The sequence below is a fragment of the Pseudomonas sp. 203-8 genome, assembly GCF_020708595.1.
Lineage (GTDB): Bacteria > Pseudomonadota > Gammaproteobacteria > Pseudomonadales > Pseudomonadaceae > Pseudomonas > Pseudomonas aeruginosa.
Map to the genome: position 1 here is coordinate 180,766 of NZ_JAJFDF010000013.1, position 25,324 is coordinate 206,089.

26 protein-coding genes are annotated in these 25,324 nt (G+C 64.0%); 8 read left to right on the forward strand and 18 right to left on the reverse strand.

Features of this window, described 5'->3' with window-relative positions; all coding sequences use genetic code 11:
- Window positions 1-60: 60 nt before the first annotated feature.
- The 4 genes from hsbR to LJF27_RS27405 all read right to left on the reverse strand — a co-directional run bounded on the left by hsbR (window position 61) and on the right by LJF27_RS27405 (window position 4,231).
- A complete protein-coding gene (gene hsbR, locus LJF27_RS27390) occupies window positions 61-1,776 on the reverse strand; it encodes a two-component system response regulator HsbR (RefSeq protein WP_003098751.1) in 1,716 nt (571 codons plus the stop codon).
- A gap of 1 nt (window position 1,777) precedes the next feature.
- Window positions 1,778-2,083, reverse strand: coding sequence for an anti-anti sigma factor HsbA (hsbA, locus tag LJF27_RS27395; protein ID WP_023117046.1), 306 nt, complete (start codon window positions 2,081-2,083; stop codon window positions 1,778-1,780).
- Window positions 2,084-2,397: 314 nt separating this feature from the next.
- The gene (gene cheR / locus LJF27_RS27400) at window positions 2,398-3,222 is read right to left on the reverse strand and encodes a protein-glutamate O-methyltransferase CheR (protein WP_003091728.1); all 825 of its coding nucleotides are present in this window, start codon (window positions 3,220-3,222) and stop codon (window positions 2,398-2,400) included.
- Window positions 3,223-3,298: 76 nt separating this feature from the next.
- Entirely contained in the window at window positions 3,299-4,231 is a 933-nt protein-coding gene (locus LJF27_RS27405) for a chemotaxis protein CheV (protein ID WP_003098747.1), read from the reverse strand.
- 131 nt (window positions 4,232-4,362) lie between these two features.
- Between LJF27_RS27405 and flgA the strand changes: the two genes are divergently transcribed.
- The 4 genes from flgA (at window position 4,363) to flgZ (ending at window position 6,874) form a co-directional block, all read left to right on the forward strand.
- Window positions 4,363-5,061 (forward strand): flagellar basal body P-ring formation chaperone FlgA, encoded by a 699-nt coding sequence (flgA, locus tag LJF27_RS27410; RefSeq protein ID WP_003098745.1) that lies wholly within the window; start codon window positions 4,363-4,365, stop codon window positions 5,059-5,061.
- Between the two features lie 144 nt (window positions 5,062-5,205).
- Window positions 5,206-5,529, forward strand: coding sequence for a flagellar biosynthesis anti-sigma factor FlgM (gene flgM, locus LJF27_RS27415; RefSeq protein ID WP_003098742.1), 324 nt, complete (start codon window positions 5,206-5,208; stop codon window positions 5,527-5,529).
- Between the two features lie 54 nt (window positions 5,530-5,583).
- The gene (locus LJF27_RS27420) at window positions 5,584-6,054 is read left to right on the forward strand and encodes a flagella synthesis protein FlgN (RefSeq protein ID WP_003091733.1); all 471 of its coding nucleotides are present in this window, start codon (window positions 5,584-5,586) and stop codon (window positions 6,052-6,054) included.
- A 28-nt stretch (window positions 6,055-6,082) separates the two neighbouring features.
- Entirely contained in the window at window positions 6,083-6,874 is a 792-nt protein-coding gene (gene flgZ / locus LJF27_RS27425; RefSeq protein ID WP_003119635.1) for a flagellar brake protein FlgZ, read from the forward strand.
- A 3-nt stretch (window positions 6,875-6,877) separates the two neighbouring features.
- Here flgZ and LJF27_RS27430 read toward each other — a convergent pair whose 3' ends face one another.
- The 3 genes from LJF27_RS27430 to LJF27_RS27440 all read right to left on the reverse strand — a co-directional run bounded on the left by LJF27_RS27430 (window position 6,878) and on the right by LJF27_RS27440 (window position 10,262).
- Complete coding sequence (locus LJF27_RS27430) at window positions 6,878-7,489, reverse strand: TIGR04282 family arsenosugar biosynthesis glycosyltransferase (RefSeq protein ID WP_003113134.1); 612 nt, start codon at window positions 7,487-7,489, stop codon at window positions 6,878-6,880.
- Window positions 7,490-7,530: 41 nt separating this feature from the next.
- Window positions 7,531-8,835: an MFS transporter gene (locus LJF27_RS27435; RefSeq protein WP_003098737.1), complete on the reverse strand. Its 1,305-nt coding sequence runs from the start codon at window positions 8,833-8,835 to the stop codon at window positions 7,531-7,533.
- Between the two features lie 185 nt (window positions 8,836-9,020).
- Window positions 9,021-10,262 carry a glutamine synthetase family protein gene (locus tag LJF27_RS27440; protein WP_003119633.1) on the reverse strand — a complete coding sequence of 414 codons (1,242 nt, stop codon included), beginning with the start codon at window positions 10,260-10,262 and terminating at the stop codon, window positions 9,021-9,023.
- Window positions 10,263-10,587: 325 nt separating this feature from the next.
- Here LJF27_RS27440 and dsdA point away from each other — a divergent pair, with 325 nt between their 5' ends.
- A complete protein-coding gene (dsdA, locus tag LJF27_RS27445) occupies window positions 10,588-11,934 on the forward strand; it encodes a D-serine ammonia-lyase (protein ID WP_014602658.1) in 1,347 nt (448 codons plus the stop codon).
- 56 nt (window positions 11,935-11,990) lie between these two features.
- Complete coding sequence (locus LJF27_RS27450; RefSeq protein ID WP_003098734.1) at window positions 11,991-12,869, forward strand: DMT family transporter; 879 nt, start codon at window positions 11,991-11,993, stop codon at window positions 12,867-12,869.
- 4 nt (window positions 12,870-12,873) lie between these two features.
- On the opposite strand, the gene LJF27_RS27455 is transcribed toward LJF27_RS27450, so the two are convergent.
- On the reverse strand, window positions 12,874-13,884 hold the full coding sequence (locus tag LJF27_RS27455; RefSeq protein WP_003122410.1) for a DUF2955 domain-containing protein: 1,011 nt from the start codon (window positions 13,882-13,884) through the stop codon (window positions 12,874-12,876).
- Window positions 13,885-13,906: 22 nt separating this feature from the next.
- A complete protein-coding gene (locus LJF27_RS27460) occupies window positions 13,907-14,965 on the reverse strand; it encodes an HlyD family secretion protein (protein ID WP_023117047.1) in 1,059 nt (352 codons plus the stop codon).
- Between the two features lie 466 nt (window positions 14,966-15,431).
- On the opposite strand from LJF27_RS27460, the gene lecB reads away from it, so the two are divergent.
- A complete protein-coding gene (gene lecB, locus LJF27_RS27465; protein ID WP_003098728.1) occupies window positions 15,432-15,779 on the forward strand; it encodes a fucose-binding lectin LecB in 348 nt (115 codons plus the stop codon).
- 53 nt (window positions 15,780-15,832) lie between these two features.
- Here lecB and LJF27_RS27470 read toward each other — a convergent pair whose 3' ends face one another.
- The 5 genes from LJF27_RS27470 to LJF27_RS27490 form a co-directional block, all read right to left on the reverse strand.
- On the reverse strand, window positions 15,833-16,351 hold the full coding sequence (locus LJF27_RS27470; RefSeq protein WP_003098725.1) for an AmiS/UreI family transporter: 519 nt from the start codon (window positions 16,349-16,351) through the stop codon (window positions 15,833-15,835).
- A 42-nt stretch (window positions 16,352-16,393) separates the two neighbouring features.
- Window positions 16,394-16,984 (reverse strand): transcriptional antitermination factor AmiR, encoded by a 591-nt coding sequence (gene amiR, locus LJF27_RS27475; RefSeq protein ID WP_023117048.1) that lies wholly within the window; start codon window positions 16,982-16,984, stop codon window positions 16,394-16,396.
- Window positions 16,981-18,138, reverse strand: a complete 1,158-nt coding sequence (gene amiC, locus LJF27_RS27480) for an aliphatic amidase expression-regulating protein AmiC (RefSeq protein ID WP_003117566.1) — start codon at window positions 18,136-18,138, stop codon at window positions 16,981-16,983. The genes amiR and amiC overlap by 4 nt, the downstream gene beginning before the upstream one ends.
- A 25-nt stretch (window positions 18,139-18,163) precedes the next feature.
- Window positions 18,164-19,279 carry an AAA family ATPase gene (locus tag LJF27_RS27485; RefSeq protein WP_017149237.1) on the reverse strand — a complete coding sequence of 372 codons (1,116 nt, stop codon included), beginning with the start codon at window positions 19,277-19,279 and terminating at the stop codon, window positions 18,164-18,166.
- 82 nt (window positions 19,280-19,361) lie between these two features.
- A complete protein-coding gene (locus LJF27_RS27490; protein WP_003091756.1) occupies window positions 19,362-20,402 on the reverse strand; it encodes an aliphatic amidase in 1,041 nt (346 codons plus the stop codon).
- Between the two features lie 266 nt (window positions 20,403-20,668).
- Between LJF27_RS27490 and LJF27_RS27495 the strand changes: the two genes are divergently transcribed.
- Complete coding sequence (locus LJF27_RS27495; protein ID WP_003091758.1) at window positions 20,669-21,007, forward strand: hypothetical protein; 339 nt, start codon at window positions 20,669-20,671, stop codon at window positions 21,005-21,007.
- Window positions 21,008-21,235: 228 nt separating this feature from the next.
- Here the strand turns inward: LJF27_RS27495 and LJF27_RS27500 are convergent, their stop codons facing one another.
- From LJF27_RS27500 to LJF27_RS27515, 4 genes are all read right to left on the reverse strand, one after another.
- On the reverse strand, window positions 21,236-21,805 hold the full coding sequence (locus LJF27_RS27500; protein WP_078450959.1) for a HEAT repeat domain-containing protein: 570 nt from the start codon (window positions 21,803-21,805) through the stop codon (window positions 21,236-21,238).
- A 528-nt stretch (window positions 21,806-22,333) separates the two neighbouring features.
- On the reverse strand, window positions 22,334-22,849 hold the full coding sequence (locus LJF27_RS27505) for a hypothetical protein (RefSeq protein WP_031651696.1): 516 nt from the start codon (window positions 22,847-22,849) through the stop codon (window positions 22,334-22,336).
- Window positions 22,850-23,305: 456 nt separating this feature from the next.
- Complete coding sequence (locus LJF27_RS27510) at window positions 23,306-23,758, reverse strand: hypothetical protein (protein ID WP_023117049.1); 453 nt, start codon at window positions 23,756-23,758, stop codon at window positions 23,306-23,308.
- 10 nt (window positions 23,759-23,768) lie between these two features.
- Window positions 23,769-25,324, reverse strand: a 1,556-nt coding sequence (locus LJF27_RS27515) for an RHS repeat domain-containing protein (protein WP_196694257.1), incomplete at its 5' end; no start/stop codon positions are given.

Below are 25,324 nucleotides of genomic sequence, written 5' to 3' on the forward strand. Positions count from 1 at the left end.
CGCTCCCTGAAGTCGACTTCCGATGCCCTACCCATTAGGAGCACCGCGACGAAAGCGCGATTATGCCTGAGGCGACCAGAAAAACTCCACGGACACCACCTTTCCGTCGGCCGACCACTGGCAACGATCGGACAATTCGCGGATCAGGCGCAAACCCCTGCCGCAGAGGCGTTCCTGGCGCTCCACGGCATTCAGCGCGCGCTCCACGTCGAAACCTTCGCCGCTGTCCTCGACCCGCACCAGCAGACGCCCCCCCGCGCCATGCGGCGCCAGGTCCAGGTGCAGTCGCACGTAGCCGTCGCGCAAGGCCTGCAGGCGGCTGACCCGCTCCTGGTAATAGCGGGCGAATCCCGCCGCGTCGCTCTTCATCGTCGAATCGAGGCCGATGACGCCATGTTCCAGGGCGTTCGAATAGAGTTCGGCGAGTACCGTATACAGCGCGCCGCCGCGCGCGCGCAGGTCGTGGACCTCGAGCAGCAGTTGCAGCACATGGGGCAGCGGGTTGAAATGCTTGAGGGTTTCGGCGCGGAATTCGAAGCTCACCGACCAGTCCAGCGGACTGCTCACGCCGCTATCGGAAAACGCCAGCGGCGGGCATTGCAGGCCGCTATCCGGCTGCAGCCGCACTTCGAGCATGCTCACGTCGTCCTGCACCGCGCCGCGGAACTGCGCCAGGCTGCGCTGGATCTCGTCGAACAGCGCGGACGGCTGGCGATTGCGCTCGAACAGCTGGAGCAGCCGCGCCTCGCCGAACATCTCGCCAGCCTTGTTGCTGGCCTCGAGGACCCCGTCGGAAAACAGGAATATCCGATCTTCGATATCCAGCGGATAGGTTTCGCAACGGTCGCTGAACGCCGCCGGTTCGAGGATTCCCAGCGGCAGGTGGCGGGACACCAGGGCGACCCGCTCGCCGCTGGCGGCGCGCAGCAGGTAGCCGTCCGGCAAGCCGCCGTTCCAGACCTCCACCAGTTCGCGCTGGAAGCTCAGGTTGAGCAAGGTGGCGCAGCAGAACACGCCGACCGGCAGGATGCGCTTCAGCTTGGCGTTCATCTCGCGGAGGATGTCGGCCATCGGATAGCCCTTGGCGGTCATCCCGTAGAACACCTCGGCCAGCGGCATCGCGCCGATCGCCGCCGGCAGGCCGTGGCCGGTGAAGTCGCCGAGCAGCACGTGCATGCCGCCGGACGGCTTGTAGGCGGCCAGCAGCAGGTCGCCGTTGAACAGCGCGAGGGGCGATTGCAGGTAGCGCACGTTGCTGGCGTTCAGGCAGCCGGAATGGGCCACCTTGTCGAACACCGCCTTGGCCACCCGCTGTTCGTTGAGCAGGTGCTCGTTGTGCCGGACGATCAGGTCGCGCTGCTCCAGCACCGTTCGTTGCAGCAGGTGCAGACGTCCCATGGCGTTGATCTTGGCTTCGAGGATCACCCGGTTGTACGGCTTGGAGAGGAAGTCGTCGCCGCCCGCCTCCAGGCTCTGCACCAGCGCCTCGGTTTCGCTGAGGGAGGTGAGGAAGATGATCGGCACCAACTCCTCGCCGGCCTGCTGCTTGATCCGCCGGGCAGCCTCGAAGCCATCCATCACCGGCATCATCACGTCCATCAGGACCAGTTGCGGCCGCTCGGTCTCGAACAGCGCCACCGCCTCCAGGCCGTTGCCGGCGGTCAGCACGCGATGCCCCTGGCGGCTGACGATGGTCGACAGCAGCAGGCGGTCGGCCGCGTTGTCCTCGGCGATGAGAATCGTCAGGCTCTCGATCCGCGCCGCCGGGGGATTCATCTCAGCTGATCTTGAACAACTGCTCGAAGTTGGAGATGGCGAGGATCTTGCGCACTTCCGGGCTGCAGTTCGCCAGGCTGATCTGCGCGTTCTCGCCGCCGGCGTGGTCGCGCAGCAGCAGGAGCATGCCGAGGGCCGAGCTGTCCAGGTAAGTGGCGTTGCGCAGGTCGACGACATAGCGTCGCGGAGTGATCGCGACGCGCTCGTAGGCGTTGCGGAAATCCTGATGGGCCCCGAAGTCGAAGCGCCCCTGGATCTGGATGGTCAACTCTTGCCCATCGGCCGAGGGCAGCGCAGTGATGGCCATGGAAGTCTCCTGGTAGGCGTGGCGGATCGAGGGAAGGCTTGAATCATGTAAGCAGTTCCCCGGCAAAGCGGCAACTTGCCAGATCACCTGACTATCAGAAATATCTGTCAATACAACTAGATCGCGCAGTCCTAAACTGCCCCGCTCCGAGCCAGCCGTCCTGTGCCGAGCGGGCTGCGACGGCGCCGCCGCGCGTGGCGCTCGGAGCCTGGGCAGTGGGCGAAAGTCTCGTCCCACCTGCCCGTCCCAAGCGGACCCGCGCCAGGCTGCCAGGTCACCCCCGGCGCAACCTGGCGCGGGTCCGCTTCCTTGCGCTACTTGGCCCGGTAGATGATGCCCGGGCTGCACTGCACCATCTGGTAGTGGTCGGGCAGGTTGTTCAACGCCTCGGAGGCGCCGAGGAACAGGTAGCCGCCAGGCTTGAGCGTGCCATGGATGCGCAGCAGGATGTCGCGCTTCACCTCGGCGGAGAAATAGATCAGCACGTTGCGGCAGAACACCATGTCGAACTTGCCGAGGCTGGCGTAGCTGTCCAGCAGGTTCAGGGCACGGAACTCGACGCGGCTGCGGATCGCCGGCTTGACCGCCCAGCGCCCCGGTCCCTTGGCGTCGAAATAGCGTTGCAGACGCTCCGGGGACAGACCGCGGCCCATCGCCAGGGTGTCGTATTCGCCGGCCTTGGCGGCGGTGAGCATCGACCCCGACAGGTCGGTGGCGACGATCTGCACGCCCGCCTTCAACTGCCCCAGGTTGGTCTTCTCGAACTCGTCGATGGCCATCGACAGCGAGTATGGCTCCTGGCCTGACGAACAGGCCGCCGACCAGATCCGCAGGCGCTGCCCGCCGTTGGCCTTGATCAGTTCGGGAAGAACCCGCTGCTTGAGCACCTCGAACGGGTAGGTATCGCGAAACCACAGGGTCTCGTTGGTGGTCATCGCGTCCACCACCATCTCGCGCAGGCCGCCGCGCTGGGTCTGGATGCGCTGCACCAGCTCTCCCAGGCTCTTGATGCCCTGCTGCTCCATCAGCTTGTTCAGCCGGCTCGAGACCAGGTACTGCTTGTTGCTGCCCAGCACAATGCCGCAGGTCTTCTCGAGGAAGACCCTGAACAACTCGAAATCCGCATTAGCTGCCGACACGCATAAGCCTCTTCGCCCTGGGCGACCGGAACGCAGCCGGTCGCCCGTATTCACATTGTTGTCGAGGGCCGATCGCTCAGCCCGCGTCCACCGCCTTGATCCGCTCCACCACCCGCGCCGCCAGATCGTCCGGACGGAACTTGGCGAGGAAGTCGTCCGCACCGACCTTCTTCACCATCGCCTGGTTGAAGACCCCGGACAACGAAGTATGCAAGAGAATGTGCAGTTTCTGCAGGCGGGGATCGCTACGGATTTCCGCCGTCAGGGTATAACCGTCCATTTCCGGCATTTCGATGTCGGAGATCAGCATCAGCAGCTCGTCTTCCGGACGCCGTCCCTCGGAGAGCATGTTCTGCAGGTACTCCAGGGCCTGGCGCCCGTCGTTGAGCGCGGTCATTTCCACGCCGACCGCCTCCAGGCAACGGATTACCTGCTTGCGCGCCACCGACGAATCGTCCACCACCAGCACCCGCTTGGTCACCGCGCGGCTCTGGGTCTCGGCGTCCACCACTCCGTGGGACACTTCCTCGGACGTCGGTGCGACCTCCGCGAGCACTTTTTCCACGTCGATGATTTCCACCAACTGCTTGTCCACCCGGGTCACCGCGGTCAGGTAATGCTCGCGGCCGGCGCCCTTGGGTGGCGGATGGATCTCTTCCCAGTTCATGTTGACGATGCGCTCCACCGAGCGCACCAGGAAGCCCTGCACCTTGGTGTTGTACTCGGTGATGATCGCGAAGCTGTTGGTCAGGTCCTGCAACCCGCGGCGGCCGGTGGCCAGCGCCAGGTCGAGGATCGGAATGGTGCCTCCGCGGATGTTCGCCACCCCGCGCACCACCGGGCTGGACTTGGGCATCACCGTCAGGCGCGGGCACTGCAACACCTCTTTCACCTTGAAGACGTTGATGCCGTAGAGCTGGTTGCCGTCCAGGCGGAACAGAAGCAGCTCCAGACGGTTCTGTCCGACCAACTGCGTACGCTGGTTGACTGAATCCAAAACACCGGCCATTGGCGCTCCCCTCAGACGGTCGTGCCGGACTCCGGCACGACCATTGCTTAACCCGTTGCATGAAACAGGCAACGACAGTTTTTCGACGAATAATGGCATGTAGCCATACTTCTCTACGGTTTTTACCCGTTTTGCTCGGGCTCGGCTACCTGTGCGCGGCTAACAACAGCCAGGCCCAGGGTTTTACCGCTCCCGAGGTACTTATCGGCTCCACCCAGGGGTTTCTTGAATTCAAGGTAGAAGAATATCTGCAGAATAGCGGACTCGACGGGCGCTACCAGATTCAGGTCAATCGCGTCGACCCGCGCTTGCGCCTGGCCGAATGCGACAGGGACTTGACGCTCAGCCAGGAAAGTCCGGCACAACCGATCGGCAGGGTCACCGTGCGCATCAGTTGCGAAGGCAGTGCGCCCTGGACCATCTTCATGCCGGCGCAGGTGAAACTGTTCCGCCAGGTAGTGGTCGCGGTGCAGCCACTCAAGCGCGCGCACGTGCTGGAGGATGCCGACATCGCCCTGGTCGAGCGCGACGTCGGCCTGCTGACCCAGGGCTACCTGACCGATCCGGCCCGCGTCGTCGGGCAGAAGCTGCGCCGACCGGTGGTCAACGACCAGGTGCTGGCGCCGGTCTTCCTCGAGCAGGCCGAGGCCGTGCGCAAGGGCGACCAGGTGGTGATCCTCGCACGCACCGCCACCATCAACGTCAAGATGCCCGGCGAGGCGCTGTCCGATGGCGCCCCGGGCCAGCAGATCCGCGTGCGCAACCTGCGCTCGCAGCGGATAATCAAGGCCCGCGTGATAGAACCCGGCACGGTCGAGGTGAATATGTAGAGGGAAAGCCGTGGCCGGTAGCGCTGGCGCTACCCCGGCGGGTTTCTCTAAACTGGGAAACGACGCACGAAAATAAGTCCTAAAGTTTTTCAAGCCTTCGCCGAAAAGCTAGGCAAGCGTCCAATACCTTCGAGGTTTACAACCATGGTCATCGACTTCAACCGGCTGAATCCCGGCAGCACGCCAGCCACCACCGGCCGTACCGGCAGCACCGCCGCAGGTCGCCCCGACGCCACTGGCGCCGACAAGGCAGGCCAGGCCGCGACTTCCGCTCCGAAGAGCGGCGAGTCGGTGCAGATCAGCGAAACCGCCCAGAACATGCAGAAAGTCACGGACCAGCTGCAGACCCTGCCGGTGGTCGACAACGATAAGGTTGCCCGGATCAAGCAAGCGATCGCCGATGGCACTTATCAGGTCGACAGCGAGCGTGTTGCCAGCAAGCTGCTCGACTTCGAATCCCAGCGCTGACCTCGAAGGACGCGCTGGAGGACATTGGACGCCGAATGAACTCCCGAGCCCGAGATGCCTGACTCCCCTACCCTGCTCGATCTGTTCGCCGAGGATATCGGCCACGCCAGCCAACTCCTGCAGTTGGTCGACGAAGAATTCCAGGCCCTGGAACGGCGCGAGCTGCCGGTCCTGCAACAGCTTCTCGGGGCCAAGCAGCCACTGATGCAGCAACTGGAGCGAAATGGCCGGGCCCGCGCGGAAATCCTCCGCGAAGCCGGCGTTTCCCTCGACCGCGAAGGCCTTGCCCGCTACGCCCGCGAGCGCGCGGATGGCGCCGAGCTGCTGGCGCGCGGCGACGAACTGGGCGAACTGCTGGAGCGTTGCCAGCAGGCCAACCTGCGCAACGGGCGGATCATCCGCGCCAACCAGGCTTCCACCGGCAGCCTGCTGAACATCCTCCGCGGCCAGGACGCCCCGAGCCTGTACGACAGCCGCGGCGGCACCGCCTCGAGCAGCCGGCAACGCCCGCTCAGCCAGGCCTGAACCCGACCAGCACACGTATCAAGGCACAGTGCTATCATTGAGGCATTCGTGCCCCAGGAGAGCATTGAAGGTGCCCAACCCGTTCGTCGAAGAAGCGGGGCCGCAACCCCCGAAGGTGCTCAAGGCCCCCGTGGAAATCCAGGCCAACCTGCGCCTGCTGCAGGATAGCCGCGACTCCCTGCTGATCACCTTTGCCGATCGCAACCAGCGCTTCCAGAGCTTCCTGGTGGACATCGACCGCGACCGCGGGATGGTCGCGCTGGACGAACTCATCCCCAACACCGGCGAACGTTTCCTGCAGAATGGCGAGGCGTTTCGCGTCGAAGCCTTCCACGAAGGCGTGCGTATCGCCTGGGAATGCGAGCGCCCGGTGCAGTTCGGCGAACACGACGGCGTTCCCTGCTACTGGGCCGCCCTTCCCGCCGAAGTGCTCTACCACCAGCGCCGCAACGCCTACCGCGCCAGCATCAAGCAGAGCCAGCCGATCGCCGCGGAAATTGCCGGGGAGAAACTCCGCGCGCCGCTGAGCGGACAACTGCTGGATATCTCCGCCACCGGCGCCAAGCTGCGCTTCGCCGGCAATGTCGCCGAACGCCTGCATCCCGGCGAGATCTACGAAGACTTCAGCGCCCAGCTGCCACAGGGCGCGATCAGTAGCGCGATCGAACTGCGTCACGTGCGCTTCGACGAAAAGCTCGACGCGACCTTCGCCGGCGTCCGCTTCAGCGAGATGAGCGGCCTCGCCCAGCGTCAGGTGGATCGCTTCGTCTACCAGTTACAGCGCGAAGCGCGGCGCTTCGAGAAAGACGAACTGTTCTGAGTTTCACAGGACCAGCCCCAGCGCCGCCAGGCGCGGCAGGTCCTCGGGACGGTCGACGTCCCAGAGCGCCGGCAACAGGTGATGCTCCCAGCCCAGTTGCCGGAGACGCTCGCAGGTGAGCGCCAGCAGGCGGTCTCCGCCCCAGGGCATCGACTCGAACAACAGCGGGTCGACCCGGGTCAGGCCGAGCAGCGCGTAGCCGCCCCGCTCCACCGGCCCCAGCACCGCCTGGTGGCGGCCCAGGGCGGTGCAGGCCGCTTCCAGGTAGTCGCCGTCCAGCACCGGGCAGTCGTGGCGAATCAGCAGTACCGCCTCGCTTTCCGCCAACCCCAGCGCCGCGATACGCCGCATGCGCTCGCCGGGGTCGCCGGCCGGCTGGCTCATCAGGCTCCAGCCCAATGCCACCGCCAGCGCCTGCAGATCGCTGTCCAGATCGTCGTCGAACCAGAGGATGCGGGCGCTGAAACCGCGATCGGGCAGGCGCAGGGCGCGTTCCAGCAATACCCGCTGCAAGCGTCCCGCGCTCTCCTCGCCGATGGCCTGGGCGATCTTCGGCCGCCGCTGCCCGGGCGGCAGATTGCGCACCATCAGGTGAAGGGAAAGCGTCGGACTCATCGCAACCTCTCCTGCCTATCGGCTCCCGCGGCGAGCGGAGTTCAGTTCTGCGTCGCACCGTCGGCCTGCGGCGCGTCGGGCTCGCCATCGACCATCTGCTCCTGCACCGCCTGTTCGTCTACCCGCGGATCGAGCGCCGCGACCAGCGGGGAGCTGGTCATGTTGTCCGGGGTCGGCACGTGGTGCAGCGGCGCGTCGTCGACCCGGTGCAGGCCGCTGACCTTCTCCGGATGGACCCGCCAGACCAGGATCAGCGCGCAGGCGCTGACGAACGCATATAGCATGTTAGCGCCAAACAGCCGCATCAGCGCGCCGGCCGCCAGCGGCCCGATGCAGGCGCCGACGCCGAAGGTCACCAGCAGCATGGCGGTCAGCGAAACCCGTCGCTCGGTCTCCACATGGTCGTTGGAAAAGGCCACTGCCAGCGGATAGAGGGTGAACTGCAACATGCTCGCGGCGATTCCCAGGGCCAGCAGCAACGCCAGCGGCATCTGTTGCAACAATGCCAGCGGCAAGGCGAACAGGCACAGCAGGATGGCGCAGGCGCGGATCAGCCAGGCGCGGTCGCGACGGTCGGACAGCCAGCCGAGCGGCCATTGCACCAGCAGCCCGGCGAAGATGCAGGCGCCCATGTACAGGCCGACCTGCTCGTTGGGCAACCCCAACTGGTTGGCATACAGCGGCGCCAGGCCATAGAAGGAGCCGACCACCAGCCCCGAGACCAATACGGTGGTCAGCGACTGCGGCACCCGGCGGATGAAGAAGCGTGGTTCGAGCGGCGCCGGGCGCAGCGCTGCGGGGTGGATCTTGTGGGTCAGGGCCAGCGGCACCAGGCACAGGGCGAAGCAGAAGGCCACCAGCATCAGCAATTCCGGCCCCAGTTGCGGATGCGCCACCAGGATCATCTGGCCCAGCACCAGGCCCAGGTAGGAAGCCGCCATGTAGCCGCCGAACACCGCGCCGCGCTGGCTGGCATCGGCCTGCTCGTTGAGCCAGCTCTCGATCACCATGTACTGGCACATCAGGCCCAGGCCCATCACCATGCGCAAGGCGATCCAGGCCGGCAGCCAGGGCAGCAGGCCATGGCCGAGGACCGCGGCGGTGACCACCCCGGCGCAGGCGACGTAGGCGCGGATGTGTCCGACCCGGGCGATCAGCCGGTGACCGACCTTGCCGCCCAGCACCAGGCCGAAGTAGTTGGCTGCCATCAGCGCGCCGACCCACAGGCCGTCGACCTTGTCCGCCGCCAGGCGCAGCGCCAGGTAGGTGCTGAGCAGGCCGGAGCCGGTGAGCATCAGCAGGGTAGCGAAATAGAGAGCGCGAAAAGAGAAGAAAATCCGCCGCATCGGACCTCCGGTCCCGTACAAGGGAGCCGGCGCCGCTCGCGGACTGCCCGGCTCGCACAGCGTTGGAGTCCCGGGGAGGCCCCCCGGGACAGGACGCAGGATGCCGAAGCCGGCACCCAACACCACGACCCTGCCGCCGCGAGGCGGCAGGGGGTGACACAGGGCTAGGAAAGTACCACGGTGGATCAGGCCTGGGCTGCCAGGACGCGACGCTCCCAGGGGCTGATCTCGTCGAAGAAGCTGGTCAGCTCCATGCTCTTGGTCGCCACGTAGCCTTCGACGAACTCGCTGCCGAACAGTTCGCGCGCCAGCGCGCTGCCTTTCAGGCGCCGCAGGGCATCGTACATGGTGCAGGGCAGGGTCAGTTCCTCCGGTACCTCGAACTCGCCCTGGATCGCCGGGCTCGGCTCCAGTTCGTGCTCCAGGCCGTAGAGACCGGCGGCCAGGCTGGCGGCGATGGCCAGGTAAGGGTTGGCGTCGGCGCCCGGCAGGCGATTCTCGACGCGCCGCGCGGAGGCTCCGCTGGCCGGGATGCGCAGGCCGGCGGCGCGGTTGTCGTGGGACCAGCAGGCGTTGTTCGGCGAAGCGTAGGGATGGCAGAGGCGCTGGAAGGAGTTCACATGCGGCGCGAAGAAGGGCGTGAAGTCCGCCAGGCAGGCCTGCTGGCCGCCGATGAAGTGGCGGAACGCGGCGGAAGGCTCGCCATCGGCTTCGCTGAAGATGTTTCGCCCGCCGTCCAGTTCGACGATGCTCTGGTGGATGTGCATCGAGCTGCCCGGCGTCTTCGCCAGCGGCTTGGCCATGCACACCACGATCAGGCCGTGCTTGAGCGCGACCTCCTTGAGCAGGTGCTTGAACAGGAAGGTCTGGTCGGCCAGCAGGACCGGGTCGCCATGCAGGAAGTTGATCTCGAACTGGCTGGTGCCCATCTCGTGCATGAAGGTGTCGCGCACCAGGCCCAGCGCATCCATGCAGCGGTAGACGTCCTCGAAGAACGGCCGCAGACCGTTGTTGGAAGACACGCTGAAGGCCGAATAGCCCAGCTCGCGCCGGCCATCCGGCCCCAGCGGGGCCTGGAACGGCTCGTTGGGATCGGTGTTCGGGGCGAAGACGAAGAACTCCAGTTCGGTGGCCACCACCGGTTGCCAGCCGTGGGCGGCGTAGCGCGCCACCACCTGCTTGAGCAGGCCGCGGGTGGACAACCCGGACGGCGTGCCATCCAGTTCCTGCGCATCGCAGATGGCGAAGGCGCGCGGAGTGTTGCTCCAGGGCAGGCGATGGACCTGGGTCGGCTCGGCGACCAGCGCCAGGTCGCCATCGTCGCTGCCATAGAAGCGCGCCGGCGGGTAGCCGCCCATGATGCATTGCAGCAGCACGCCACGGGCGAGCTGCAGGCGCCGGCCGCTGAGGAAGCCCTCGCCGGTCATCACCTTGCCGCGCGGCACCCCGTTGAGGTCGGGGGTGACGCATTCGATTTCTTCAACTCCAGCCAGCCGTTCGGCGAGTGAGCCTTGGCCTTCGATAGTCATGACTTCTTATCCTTGTTGGTATCGCGGATGCCGCACCGGGCGGCGGCCGCGTACAAAATACGCATCGCTTGTTCAAGATATCAAGCATGCGGCACATTCTCGCGTGTGCAAAGCCTTTCGCCGCAGAGGCGTTCTGCCTTGCCTGCCGGGTACGAGGAAAAACGCCGGCCAGGCGTATATCCTCTGTGCCTTCGCCGCCCTACCCGCCACAGGAGTACTGCCGTTGATTCTCGGAACACCCAAGGCCGACTGGCTCGCCGAATTCCCGCGCCTGGCCGACCTCATCGCCCTGCGTCCGAGCGAGTGGTTCAACCCGGCCATCGCGCCGAGCGCCGAAGCCCTGGCCGACGTCGGCCTCGGCGCCGCCGACGTGGCCGACGCCAGCGCCCGCCTGCAGCGCTTCGCCCCGCTGATCGCCCGGCTGTTTCCGGAAACCGCCGCCAGCGGCGGCATCATCGAGTCCGACCTGGTCGAGGTCGCCACCTTCCACGATGCCCTGCGCCAGCATTACGCCGCCGAACTGCCCGGCCGGCTCTGGCTGAAACGCGATAGCCACCTGCCGATCTCCGGCTCGATCAAGGCCCGCGGCGGCATCTATGAAGTGCTCGCCCATGCCGAGCGCCTGGCCCTGGAGCACGGCCTGGTCGGCCTCGACGACGACTACTCGCGGCTGGCCGAGGCGGATTGCCAGGCATTCTTCGCCCGCCACCGGATAGCGGTGGGCTCCACCGGTAACCTGGGCCTTTCCATCGGCATCATCGGCGCCGCGCTGGGCTTCCAGGCCAGCGTGCACATGTCCGCCGACGCCCGCCAGTGGAAGAAGGACAAGCTGCGCGCCCACGGCGTGACGGTGGTGGAGTACGCCTCCGACTACAGTGTCGCGGTGGAACAGGGCCGCCGCGAAGCGGCCGGCGATCCCTACACCCATTTCGTCGACGACGAAAACTCCCGCGACCTGTTCCTCGGCTACGCCGTCGCCGCCGAGCGACTGCGCGGCCAGTTGGACGCCGCCGGCATCCGCGTCGACAGCGAGCACCCGCTGTTCGTCCATCTGCCCTGCGGGGTCGGCGGCGGTCCCGGCGGGGTGGCCTTCGGCCTCAAGCTGGCGTTCGGCGACGCGGTGCACTGCCTGTTCGCCGAGCCGACCCATTCGCCCTGCATGTTCCTCGGCGTCTATACCGGCCGCCACGAGCAGGTTTCGGTGCAGGACTTCGGCATCGACAACCGCACCGCCGCCGATGGCCTGGCGGTGGGGCGTCCGTCGGGCTTCGTCGGCCGCGCCATGCAGCGCCTGCTCGACGGCTACTACACGGTGGACGACGACGAGTTGTTCCGCCTGCTCGCCTTGCTCGAGCGCAGCCAGGGCATCCGCCTGGAACCCTCGGCCCTGGCCGGCGCGCCGGGCATCGCCCGGGTCACCCGTGAGCCGCAGGGCTATCGCGAACGCATGGGGCTGACCTCGGCGCGCCTGGCCAATGCCACCCACCTGGTCTGGGCCACCGGCGGCGGCATGGTGCCCGAGACGGAAATGCGCGCCTACCTGGAGCGAGGCCGCTCGCTGCTGGACTGACACCGACACGCGCGGGGCGCCACGACCGTCCCGCCACCTCCCGACGAGGACCTTGCATGCGCACACCCGCCTGGCTCGGCAGCGGCATGCCGCTGCTCTTCGTGCTGCTCTGGAGCACTGGATTCCTCGGCGCCAAGTTCGGCCTGCCGTACGCCGAGCCCTTCACCTTCCTGGCCATCCGCCTGCTCCTCGCGGCCGCCCTGCTGGCCGCCTTCGCCCTGCTCAGCGGTGCGCCCTGGCCGGGCTCGGCACGGCTGGCCGGGCATGTCGCGGTCGCCGGCCTGCTGGTCCATGGCCTGTACCTGGGCGGGGTGTTCCTCGCCATCGAGCACGGCATGTCGGCCGGCCTGACCTCCCTGTTGGTCGGCCTGCAACCGCTGGCTACCGCGGCCCTGGCCGGCATCTGGCTCGGCGAGCAGGTCAGCCGCCGGCAATGGCTGGGACTGGCGCTCGGCCTGGCTGGCGTAGCCCTGGTGGTACTCGGCCGCATCCACGGTGGCGCCGACGGCCTGGCCTGGGCCGCGGTGCTGGTGGCACTGGCGGCGATCACCTGCGGCACGCTGTACCAGAAGCGCTTCTGCGGCGGCATGGACCTGCGCACCGGCGGCGTCGTCCAGTACCTGGCCAGCGGCGCCCTGCTCGGCCTCGCCGCCCTGCTTTTCGAAAGCCGCGAGGTGCAGTGGAGCACGCCGTTCGTGCTGACCCTCGGCTGGCTGGTGCTGGGACTCTCGTTCGGCGCCGTCGGCCTGCTCTACACGTTGATACGGCATGGCGCCGCGTCGAAGGTGGCGAGCCTGTTCTACCTGGTGCCGCCAGTGACCGCGCTGGCCTCCTGGCTGCTGTTCGACGAGCGCCTGGCGCCGGCGGCGATCGGCGGCATGCTGCTGGTGATGCTCGGCGTCGCGCTGGTCAACTGGCCGGGCCGGCGCGCCTGAGGCCTCAGTGGCTGTAGTGCCGGGTGGCGGCGAAGCGGTTGAGGAACAGGTGGATCACCAGCACCGTCATCAGCGTGATCAGCACCGCGAAGCACACCGAGGTAAATCGGTAGAGCACGCTGTACATCATGTCGTGGGTTGGCGTCAGGTACTGGCCGAGGACGATCGCCAGGGTGGTCAGCGCGCCGAAACCGATCCCCGGTACGCCGTTCTCCAGCATGTGGATGCGCGCGCAGAACATCGCCGAGATCCACAGCAACAGGGCGACGAAGGGCAGGATGTCGTAGTGATCGTAGAGCAGCACCTGCAAGCCCACCGCCAGCGCACAGCCGAGCAGCGTACCGAGGGCGCGGATGCGCCCGGCGAAGTGCACGCCCTTCCAGTGCATGGGAAACAACACCAGGATCGAGGCGATCTGCGCCGACAGCGAGTCCTTCAGGTCGAAGGTCTGGAAGACCACGAAGGACAAGGTTGCCACCGTGGCCCCGAGCAGCGTCTCGTGGCGCCGGCTGGGGGCGTCCTTGGCCGGCGCCTGGCGCGGCGACCGCGGTTCGACGTCGGGGAACAGGTAGAACATCAGCACGGCGATGGCCACCGTCAGCCAGGTGGCGACCATGTTGCTGGCGAGCATGTCGAACAGATCGACGTCCGGATAGCTGGCAAAGTGCAGCAGCATCGAGAGGAACACCGAACTCAGTGCGCCGAAGAAGAACAGCGGGCCGCGCGCCATCAGGGCGAAGCGGTAGACGAAGAGGCCGAAGACGATAGGCGTCATCAGCAACGGCCGGTCGCCGAACAACCCGTACAGCACCAGTACCTCGACGCTGATCACCACCGAGTTGGCGAGGAACTGGCGGACGATGTGCAGGTTGATCACCGGCGTCAGGCCGAGCAGCAGCATCGGGTAGACGCCGAAGAACGAGCCGTAGTCCCAGTTCATCAGCTTGCAGACGAAGAACCCCAGGGTGCCGCCGCCGGCGATGCGCAGGCACTGACGCAGGTCGTTGGCGGACATCACGAGCTTGGCCGGCATGGCGTCAGTAGACGTAGTGCAGCAGGCTGATGGCGACGATCTGCGCGCGACCGAGCAGATGGCTCAGGCCGTCGCCGGGATAGAGCTGCACGGTGGCCTTGGCACCGGTGGGCAGCAGGCCTTCGGGAAGTTCGTCGAGCACCACGTGCAGGCGCTGGCGCTGGGCGTCGCGAACCCAGCGGTCGGAGGTGACCGGCGCGGCGAGGTCGCCGTTGGCGTCCAGCTGGCCCTCCTTGACCCCGGCGTCGATGGCCGCCACCCGCGCGCCGAACACTTCGCCGGGACGCGCGTCGAACACCACCGCCGCACGGTCGCCAGGGCGCACGTAGCGCAGCGATTTCTCGCGGAAGTCGGCGACGATGTCGATACGGTCGTCCACCAGCGCCGCCACCGGCGTTCCGGCCGGAACGTAGGTGCCCGGGGTCAGTTGCAGGTTGCTCAGGGTCCCGGCGCGGTCGGCCCGGACGCTGCTGTATTGCAGTTGCAGACGAGCCTGGGCCAGGGCATTGCGCGCCTGGCGCAGGCGCAGGTTGTCCTCGCCGCCCGTGCCGCGTCGCGCGGTCAGCTCGCCGATCCGCGCCTGGGCCGCGGCGACCCGGGCACGGGCGGCCTGGGCCTGGGCGCTGACCTGCTCGTGCATCTGCTGCGACACATGGTGGCGCTGCACCAGTTGGGCGGTGCGGCGCGCCTCGCTGTCCAGCTCGCCGGCGCTGCTGCGCGCGGCCAGGAGGTCGGCCTTGGCCGAGGCGATGGCGGCATCCAGCTCGCGGTTGGTGCGCTCGGCTTCCTCCAGTGCCAGTTCGGCCTGGCGCACGGCCAGTCGGAAAGGCTCGGGATCGAGGCGGAACAATACTTCGCCGGGCTGCACGTGGCCGTTGTTGGACACCAGCACCTCGGCGACCTGACCGCTGACACGCGGCGCGACGCGCACCACCGGCCGGGTCAACTGGGCCTGCGGGGTGAGCGGCATCCACAGGTCGGCGACCAGGAAGTAGACGAACAGCAACACGAATACCGCGATAGCGACTTGAACCCAACGGGCAAATCGTTGATCGGGAGTCATAGGGTACGAGCCTCGAATCCAGCGGGAATGCAGTCGCCGCAGCGGGGCCTGAATGCGGGGGTTGGCGCGGCCGGGATGGAACCGGCGACCCGGACGACGGCCAGTGGGTAGCCGTCGCCGCTGCGGCGACCAGGTGACGCAGTATATTTCGAGACAATCGCCCCTGGCCTGCCGGCATCGGCAATAGATCGTTACAGACAGCGTAACAATCGAACGAGCGGGCCGGCAGGCGGCTGCCATAGACCGGCACCGGACCATGCATCGCCAGTGCCAGGCCCCCCCTGTAGCCCTCCTGCGAACTCTACCAGTGGCCGCGCCCGGTCGACGGCGTAGATTGGCTGAACGATGCGTCCTTCCTGCCTGCGCATCGCCTGCCGCCAAGGACTGCGGATTTCTCCCGACACGCCATACCGCGCGCCAGACGGCTGCCTGAAAAGGCAGGCCAGGTATTCAGTGGAGATACACCATGGCAACACAAGGAGTGTTCACCCTTCCCGCCAACACCCGGTTCGGCGTCACCGCCTTCGCCAACTCGTCCGGAACCCAGACGGTGAACGTGCTGGTCAACAACGAGACGGCCGCGACCTTCAGCGGGCAAAGCACCAATAACGCCGTCATCGGCACCCAGGTGCTCAACTCCGGCAGCAGTGGCAAGGTACAGGTCCAGGTCAGCGTCAACGGCCGCCCCTCGGATCTGGTCTCGGCACAGGTAATCCTGACCAACGAGCTGAACTTCGCCCTGGTCGGCTCTGAAGACGGCACCGACAACGACTACAACGACGCCGTCGTGGTGATCAACTGGCCGCTCGGCTAGGAGTTCGGAAGGGACGGGATGGCGGCAAGCCGCCATCCCTTTCCGACTTCCTGCTATGCCTTGAGCACCTGCCCGAGCAGCAGCAGGCCGGGCAACCAGGCGGTGAATATGGCGCTGGCCAGGGTCAGGTAGGCCACCGGCTTCTGGATGCTGCGGGACAGCCCCAGCAGCAGGAAGAAACAGAACCAGAGCAACGCCCAGACTGTCCAGTTGACCGCGTTCCACAGGCCGAACGGACCACTGGCGCCGGCGAACGACTCGATCGCCACGGTGCAGGCGGTGAGGCTGACGAACAGGCAGAACCAGCCGAGGCCCTTGCCGTCCACCTCGAGGAACTGGTTGGCGGCCACCCACAGATAGGTAAAAGCGAATAGCAGGGTTAGCGCTCCGGCCTTCAGCGAGCCCTGCCCGGCTGCTGCGGAAAAGATCAGGTAGAACGCGACGCAGGCGCTCAGCACGCCGACCAGGAAGTTGATCACCGCCACCTCCCGACCGCTGATCTTGCCCAGCAACCAGACGGCATTGAGAAACAGCACCGCGCCAACGTACAGCAGAACCAGTCCCAGCATCATGACGATACCCCTCTTGTTATTGTTCTGGTCGGCCCGGATCGCTCAGGCGGACGGCTCGTTTCCCAGCAACTCCTGAGCGATCTTCAGGATCGGCTCGCGCCGCTTCATCGCTTCCCGCGACAGGTACTGGTGCGCCTCGCGCTCGTTCCAGCCATGGCGCTGCATCAGCAACGCCTTGGCCTGGTTGATCCGGGCCTGGCCGGCGATGCGTTCCTGGAGCTGCTCGGTCTTCTGCTTCAGCTTCGCCATTTCCTCGCTGATGCGCCGCGCCGATACCAGCACAGGCAGCACCCGGTGGGCGTCGAGCGGCTGGGTGATCACGCCGTGGCACTCCAGCTCGATGATCTGCGAGAGCACCGCGGGGCTTTCGTACTCCACCAGCGCCACCAGGGTAGTGCGCGAAGTTCCGGCGGCGAGCAGCGCAGCGATCTCGTCGTGGTGGCGATTCTGGAAAATGCTGGTGAAGACCACGTCCACCGGCACGTCGAAAGCTTCCGGCGGCGGCCAGCACTGGCGCACCGAACAACCGATGCGGATCAGCTGCAAGACCAGGGCGTCGCTGACCTCTCCCGGCGGGTTGAGTACCAGCACCTGCAACTCGCGCAGGCTGCCGAGCAGCGAGTTGGCGCTCATGGGAGCGCTCCCCCGCCCATGCTGGCGGACCAGTCGTCGAGGTTATGCACGACGACATAAGGATCGGGGCGAATCGGTTCGGGCGACTGCCAGCGGACCTGGAACACGCCGCGCGCATCGATTTCCGCGATGCGCGAAGACAGGCGGCTGTGGTTGTTCTGGCGCTCCACCCGGACCGGCCCCTGGGGCGCGTCGATGTCGATGTCGTACAGGTGCCGCTGCACGTCTTCCACCCGCCAGCTGCCTGCGGCCTGCGCGGCGCGGCCGAGCAACAAGGTCTGCCAGTAGGCCGCCTCGGCCCAGGCAGTGATGGTCGCGTTCTCCGGGAAGAAACCATGGCAGGCCTGGACGAAGGCTCGGCTGGCGGGCGTATCGATGCTGGAGAAGTAAGGCGCGACCACCACCTGCCCCTCTGCCACGTCGCTCTCCATCTTCGCCACCTCCGCCTCGCTGGTGGTCAGGCTGGCGATCGGCGGCCGCCTGCCATCGCCGTAGCGACGGGCGATGGCGCGATACAGCTCGGCGGTGCCGGTGCCCACCACGGTGGAGAAGACCACGTCGGCGCGCGCCTGGTAGATGCGCTCGACGGCGCGCTGCACGTCGTCGTCGGAGGGATACAGCGGAATGTAGATTTCCTCGAGCACCGTGCCGCCGTGCTGGCGGTACAGGTGGCGCATCACATGGTTGCTTTCCCGCGGATAGATGTAGTCCGAGCCGATGAACACCACCCGCTCGCCGTAGTGGCGAATCAGGTACGCCGCCAGCGGCGCACTGTTCTGGTTCGGCGCCGGACCGCCGTAGACGATGTTCGGCGAATACTCGAAGCCCTCGTAGGGGGTCGGGTAGCAGAGCAGCGCGTCGGCGCGCTCGACCACCGGCATCACCGCCTTGCGCGTGTGCGACATGTAGCAGCCCACGAGGAACCGTACCCCCCGGTTGCGAATGAAGTCCTCGGCGCACAGCCGATAGCGGTCCGGGTCGCCGCCAGGGTCCTGGGACAGCGTTTCGATCGGGCGACCGCCGACGCCGCCCTCGCGGTTCAGTTGCTCGACCGCAAGCAATGCGCCATAGCGCTGCGAGCGCTCGATATCGGCGGTGACGCCGGTTTCGGAGAACAGCAGGCCGATCAGCGGCCGCTCCTGGTGCGATCCCATCCGTTTCCTCTCCTGTGACTGTCGCTCAGCGCCGCACGAAGCGAACCCGCTCGTGCTCCAGGCTCGCCAGGTAGGTCGTGCAGTTCCCGTCGCCCGGCTGGTGGTGGTCGAGCAGATGCTCGGCCAGCGGTACCTCGAGATGATGACGGACGCTGCGGCGCAACGCACGGGCGCCGAACTGCCGGTCGAAGCCGGCGCGGGCGATCTTCGCCAGCACCTCCGGGGTCGCCTCCAGGCGGCAGCGATGCTTCTCCAGGCGCCGGTTGAGCCGCTGCACCTCCAGCTCGACCAAGCGCGCGACGACGTCGCGTTCGATCCAGTTGAAGGTGACCACGCTATCGAGACGATTGACGAACTCCGGCGAGAAAGTCTTCAGCAGCCGGGCCCGGACCATCCCGTCGATGTCCCGCCGCCGGCGCTCGCCGCCGACCGGCAGCAGGCGCCAGGGCAGGCGCTGGCGACGCTCGTCGTAGCGCTGGATCTCATGGGCGCAGAGATTGCTGGTCATGAACACCAGGGTATTGCGGAAATGGTAGGTGCGTTCGCCGGAAGCGACCCGCAGCAGGCCGTTGTCGAGTACGTTGAGCAGCGCATGGACCACTTCCGGGCTGGCCTTCTCCAGTTCGTCGAAGAGAACGATGCCGGGGCGCCCGGGACTGCCGTCCAGCTTGTCCTGCTCCAACAGGGTGGTGCCCTCCTTCGCCCCGACGTAGCCCGGCGGCGCACCGGTGAGGGCGGCGGCATAGTGCTCCTGGGACAGGGTGTTCATGTCCACCCGGCAGAACCCCTCGGCGTCGCCGTGCAGGGCCCTGGCCAGGGCGCGCACGATCTCGGTCTTGCCGACCCCGGTGGGGCCGAGGAACAGTGCGCTGAACAGCGGACGGCGCGGGTCGGCGATGTCCGCGCGAACCACCTTGAGCATGTCCTCGACGGCCTGTAGCGCCGGATCCTGGCCGAGCACCTCGGCGCGCAGGCAGTCCATCACCGCCGCCGGGTCGAAACGGAAACGGCTGTGCAGGGCGCTGCGGTGACTCAGGTGGGCCTGGAGCAGACTTGCCTCGGCAAGATTCTCCCGCGCCAGGGCCTGTTCCTCGTCCTGCTGCCGGCGGGACTGGTCGAGCATGTCGCTCAGAAAAGGCATGGATGAAACTCCTTCTGCCACAGGGGGAAATGGCGGAGACGGCGTGCCGCACGACGGCACGCCGGGCTGGCGGCGTCTGCCGTCAGGCCTCCTTCTCCAGTCCCTCGTAAGGCAGCCGGCCGACCGGGCATTGCGCCACACCGGTAGTCGAGCGGGTCAGTCGCTCGACATTCTCGCGCGCCTTCTCGGCGTCGGTGACCCAGGTGCGGTAGAACTCGAACGGACACTCCGCCAGGCCCCGGTCGCCATCGCCGGACGCCTGCAAGCCGCTGTAGCCGCGGTGGAGGATCTTGAACAGGTGGTTCTGCGACTGATCGTTGGCGCGCGCATCGCGGATCTGCGAAAGCGACAGCTGGGCGTACTGGATACCCATTTCCTCCTCGCCGCACTCACCGAGGGTACGACCGTCGAAGCCGATGATCGCCGAGTGGCCGAAGTAGGAATACACGCCGTCGAAGCCGGCGGCGTTGGCCACCGCCACATAGCAGTTGTTGGCCCAGGCCATGGCCTTGGCCATCATCACCTGCTGGTCCTTGGCCGGATACATGTAGCCCTGGCAGCGCACGATCAGCTCGGCGCCCTTCATCGCGCAGTCGCGCCAGATTTCCGGGTAGTTGCCGTCGTCGCAGATGATCAGGCTGATCTTCATGCCCTTCGGCCCTTCGCTGACGTAGGTCTGGCCACCGGGATACCAGCCCTCGATGGGGCACCAGGGAATGATCTTGCGGTACTTCTGGACGATCTCGCCGTTGTTGTCGATCAGCACCAGGGTGTTGTACGGCGCCTTGCGCGGATGCTCCTCGTGCCGTTCGCCGGTGAGGGAGAATACGCCCCAGACGTTGGCCTTGCGGCAGGCGCGGGAGAATATCTCGGTTTCCTCGCCGGGGATCGCCACCGCGGTTTCCATCATCTCCGCCGGATCGTACATGATGCCCTGCAGGCTGTACTCGGGGAACACCACCAGGTCCATGCCGGGCAGGCCCTGCTTCATGCCAACGATCATGTCGGCGATCTTCCGGGCGTTGTCCAGGACCTCCGCCGCGGTGTGCAGGCGCGGCATCTTGTAGTTGACCACCGCCACTCCGACGGTGTCGTTGCTGCTGGAAATATCGCCGTGACGCATGGGTATCACCTCTTGTTGTTATTTTTTCGGGACGAAAAAAGGCCCTCCCGGGTAACCCCGGGAGAGCCCATTTGCTCTGTGCGTATGCGTTAGGTTCGGTCCCGCGACATCGACGCTGATGCGCACGACCTGATGGCGCCACTTATAAGCCCCGTCGGAAGGAGCTGTCAAGGCTCGGGCAAGGCCATGTAATCGGCGCGCTCGCGAAAGCGCACGGCGCGCGCCTGAGATAGCATGCAGCCATCATTCGCACGGAAGCTTCGCCAATGAAATTCGGACTCTTCGCCTCGACTGCCCTCTTCCTCCTGTCGGTCTGCGCACTTCCGGCGCTGGCTGCCAATAGCCCCTGCTCGGGAAAGAAAGGCGGTATCGCCGGTTGCGACGGCGATATCTTCCTCTGCAACGACGGCTCCATCAGCGCCTCGAAGCGCAGTTGCGCGGCCTACTTCGGCAACGCCGGCGGACGTACCGGACAACCCGCCGTACAGCGTCTGCAAGGCACGACGCAGGGCTGTGCCTGTGGCAGCGGCTCGTTCTGCACAGGCCCGCGCGGAGGGGTGTACTGCCTGACGCCGGGCGGCAAGAAAAGCTATCGGAGAAAGTGACGGCAAGCGGACTGTCGGACCGGCGCCGCAGTTCCCCCAGTTCTATATTGGGGTTTGATCGGACCAAGCCGGCCAGCATGCCGCTTGCAAGCTGGCCGTCTCGGTATCAGAGAAACTCACCTGCTTCATCGGGAAGCAGGGTAACGGGATCGGTACATTTCACCTGACTCGGGAAGTCCTCAACAGCGTCCCCCAACGTGCACTTTACATCCATCATTCAATATTTCATTATTTATTTTTTTTGGCCTCAAGAATTTCAAGCCCAAGCTCGGCATATTCGCCAACTCCTTCTTGAGCCAAAAGCTTTTCAAGTAAAATTCGAACTTCTTTTCCTCCAGAAGAGTTACCTAGTGCATATGCTGCACATGCCCTGACACTTTCATTACTGTCAGAGCAAAGCTTAATTAAGCATTTCTCTACATTGAGAGGCATACTTTCATAGCACAAATGTCCAAATGCAGCAGCAGTGGCTGATCGAACCCCCGCATCCTCATCATCTGCAAGCGATAACAGGGTCGGAAGCGATTCATCCTTAAAAGGCATTTTAGGTGTTCCAATTTGCCCAAGAATGAAAGCTGCAATCTCCCGAGTCTCGGGATTCTCGTTTCCAGATAGATGCTGAACTTTCTCAAATATGTCACGCCCCCCTCTCATCTGTAGCTCTCGAGCTGCGGCGGTTCTAACAATAGCATCCTGTTCACTTAGCAGACCAAGAAGAGCATTATCTGTCCATCTTTTAAGTGAGTCTGCAACGAGCAGCCTAAGTATTGAGGATGACTCGTCAAGGTCGTCAATCATTTCGTACTCCACTATTTAAGTTTAACGACCATGCCTACTTCTACGACATCCCCATGCTTTTTGGCTTGCCTTAACCTGGTCAGGGCGATAGTTATTTTTGTTTTGCTCAAGCCATTCACATCGATCAGGGGCTTTACCTCCACACTGGCGACCATAAAGGGGACAGATTTATTTTCTCTACTCTAACTTTTCTAGCATGGAGACTCCAGCGCAGATGCCGTAAAGGAACTTCGCGATGCCTAGGCAAAGGCGCATGGTTTAGCGAGTTATTTGCTTTGAGTAGTTCAGCGTGGGCACAGTCACTGAAATTAGAGTAGTAAAAATAAGTCTGTCCCCTTTTCTCAGAGCAGATGCTGTAAAGGAACTTCGCGATGCCTAGGCAAGGGCGCATGGTTTATGCGAGTTATTTGCTTTGAGTAGTTCAGCGTGGGCGCAGTTGCTGAAATTAGAGTAGTAAAAATAAATCTGTCCCCTTTCTCTGGTCCCCTTTTCTCTGCCGCTGCAATCAGGGCTGCGTTATTTTTTGATTCATGCAGAGCCTGAATAGTGTCGCAACTTTATAGTAACGAAGGGGGCGTGCTCTTTGATGAGAATGTTGGCTGCTTCGCAAATTGCGTGAGCCTTCTCAATCTCTTTTGGCAGCATTAATCTTTCTTGAGAGATTGAAGTCTCCATTTTAAGTATAGAGAAATATCCGTTTATATCGCATACATCCAGTCCCAGTTCGGTCCAACTGGCTATGCTGGCCTGAGTTGAGTTGAAATCACGAAAACGAGAGAGTTTTAGTGCGACAATTACTTCGCTGTACACTTCCATTGATAATAGAACAGAGCCATTCCCCTCTGCCTTGATAAGACCTTGAAGCTCCACTAGTTGTTCTTGCGTATCTATCTGGATTAGCTGCAACGCGTTCTCTTGAAGTTTTAGACTATTAAGCGCCCTCTCATAAAGTTTAGTGTCTTGCGGCCAAGCTGTGGCGTCGGCTGAAATATTATCGAGACTTTCGGGGAGCCTGACATCGAACCCGATGCATTTGAACTCCATAGCTTAACCTCCGTTTTGACTAGTCCAACTTTAGTACGATGAGCAGGACGATAGTCCGCTGGGTTGTACGAGGTGAGTGTCTGCCAGTCCTCTTTTTTTATTCCAGAAGCACCCATTAGGGGACTTGTTCATTTGCCATATATGGTAATGGGGATCCATCCCGTTGTGTTTGTGGCCAGTATTGTACTCATAACACTGTGTGCCTGCCCACTTTTCTAGCATGGAGGCTCCAGAGCAGATGCCGTAAAGGAACTTCGCGATGCCTAGGTAAGGGCGCATGCTTGAGTGAGTTATTTGCTTTGAGTAGTTCAGCGTGGGCGCAGACGCTGAAATTAGAGTAGTAGAAATAAATCTGCCCCCTTTTCTCTTAAGGAATTGAAGAAGGACGGCTTCTGGTTTATATGGGAAATAAATATTTCCATTTTTCCGTACCTTCCCCTTTCTCTATTATTTTATTTACTGATTGCTAGGGTTTAGCTGATTAAGTTTTTTATTGAACTGCACGTGTAGATCGAGAAGATATTCGTCCTTGGGATAGTCTTTCAGGTCGCTCTCGAATTTTTCTAACCAGTACTGGGCAAAGGATTTTTTTTCTGGCAATTCTAGATAGATTTCTATGATGGAACCGCTGATAAATACCTTGTTTTTTTTGTCCTGAATTTCGTCAGCCGTTATATATGCCTCTTTGAGTAAAGATAGCCGCTCGTCAGTAGAGTCGATATAGTCCGCTTTTGTGCTTAGTATGGTTGGAAGGCGGCCATATTTTTTCTCCAATCTATCTAGCTGGGAAAGTATCTTTTTTTGAGCAAAGCGAGCATCTATCTCCCTGCCTGTCAACTCGGCAATCTCCTCTGCAGAAATGATAATGCTTTCCCAGTCGCTATCTGTTATTCCGTCGCTGGTGGTCATATGGCGATCCTTATAGCTGGCCAAGATCTATAATTTCTGGTCGGTCCGGGGAACTTAAACTGGACATAGGGGGTAAGGGAGGCGAAGTTTCTCCTTCTTTGCACCAAACTATAGCGGGAGGTGGAGTAAATATTTTGCAGGCCGGTTCCTCAGGATGGGTTTCACATATATTTTCCAGGATATCCTCTATAACACCATTCGGGGTTAGGCTTTTAGTACGTTTAATTACTTTCAGTAGCCCCTTGAGTGCTTTTGCATGTGCGTTTTTCCCATTGGTTTCGGCCTCTCTGATTGCTTCTTGTATCTTGGCAGGGTCAGAGTTCTTGTTAAAGTCGCCCACTGTCATTGGGCTTGATTTGTTTGCATGCTTTCCATTGGTTTTTGAATGCCCCCATTCATCTACATAGGCAAGGGGGTTTCCTTCGACATATACATATGTATTAAGTCCTCCTGCCAACCCAATCGGATCACTCTCCACATACCGCCCAGTCTCCGGATCATAGTCGCGGAAGTAGTTGTAGTGCAGCCCGCTCTCCGCATCGTAGTACTGCCCGGGGAAGCGCAGGTTGACCTGGGTGCTGCCCTGGCTCAGCGCTTCGCCGCGGCCGAAGGCGTCGGACTGCCACTGCCAGGCGATCTGGCCGCTGGCGTCGGTAGCCAGGCGCGGGGTGTCGAGGTGGTCGCCATGGAGGTAGAGCAGGGTCGGGTTGCCGACCTTGCCCTGGGCGTCGTAGTCGGCGTCGATGGTGGCCAGCGGCAGGCTGTCCAGCCACAGGTAGTACTGGGCTCGCAGTTTCCGGCCGCTGCCGTCGTGTTCGGCTTCGCCGAGCAACTGGCCGTCGGGACCGTAGAGGTAGGTGGTGATGCTCTCGGGGGTGAGCTTGACGATGCGCTGGCCGAGGGCGTTGTAGCGGTATTCGGCGACCTGCTGGCCGTCGCGGCTGACGCTTTGCAGGCGGCCCTGGGCGTCGTAGGCCAGTTTGCGCGCGGCGCGGTCCTGGGTGAGGTTGCCGGCGGCGTCGCTGGTCACCGCTTGCGCGCCGATGGCGGTCAATCGGTTGCTGTCGGGCGAGTACTGGTAGTCCTGGCTGCTGGCGGTGCCGCCTGAGGCGGGGTTGTCGCTGCGTTGGGTGCGGTTGCCGACCGCGTCGTAGGCGTAGCTGCGCCCGCCCTGGACGCCGCGTTCCTCGGTCAGGCGGTCCAGCGGGTCGTACTGGTAGTCCAGGGTGCCCCAGAGGCTGTGGCGGTGCTGCTGGATATTGCCATTGGCATCGTGCTGGTAGTCGCTCTGCCAGGGGCCGACCTTCTGCCGCAGCAGTTGGTAGTCCTGGTCGTACTCGCGGCTGAGAGTGATGCCGTTGCCCCAGGTCAGGCGCAGCAGCGGGCCGAAGGGCAGGTAGGCGATCTGCCCGACCAGGGTGCTCGGCGCCTTGTCGCCCACTGCCAGGGTCACGCTGGCGACCTGGCCGCCGGCGTTGCGCGGGTAGCCGATGGCGAGGCCGGAGGGGTAGCCGATCTCCAGCAGTTGGTTGGCCGCGTCGTAGCGGTAGGTCACGCGGTCGAGCA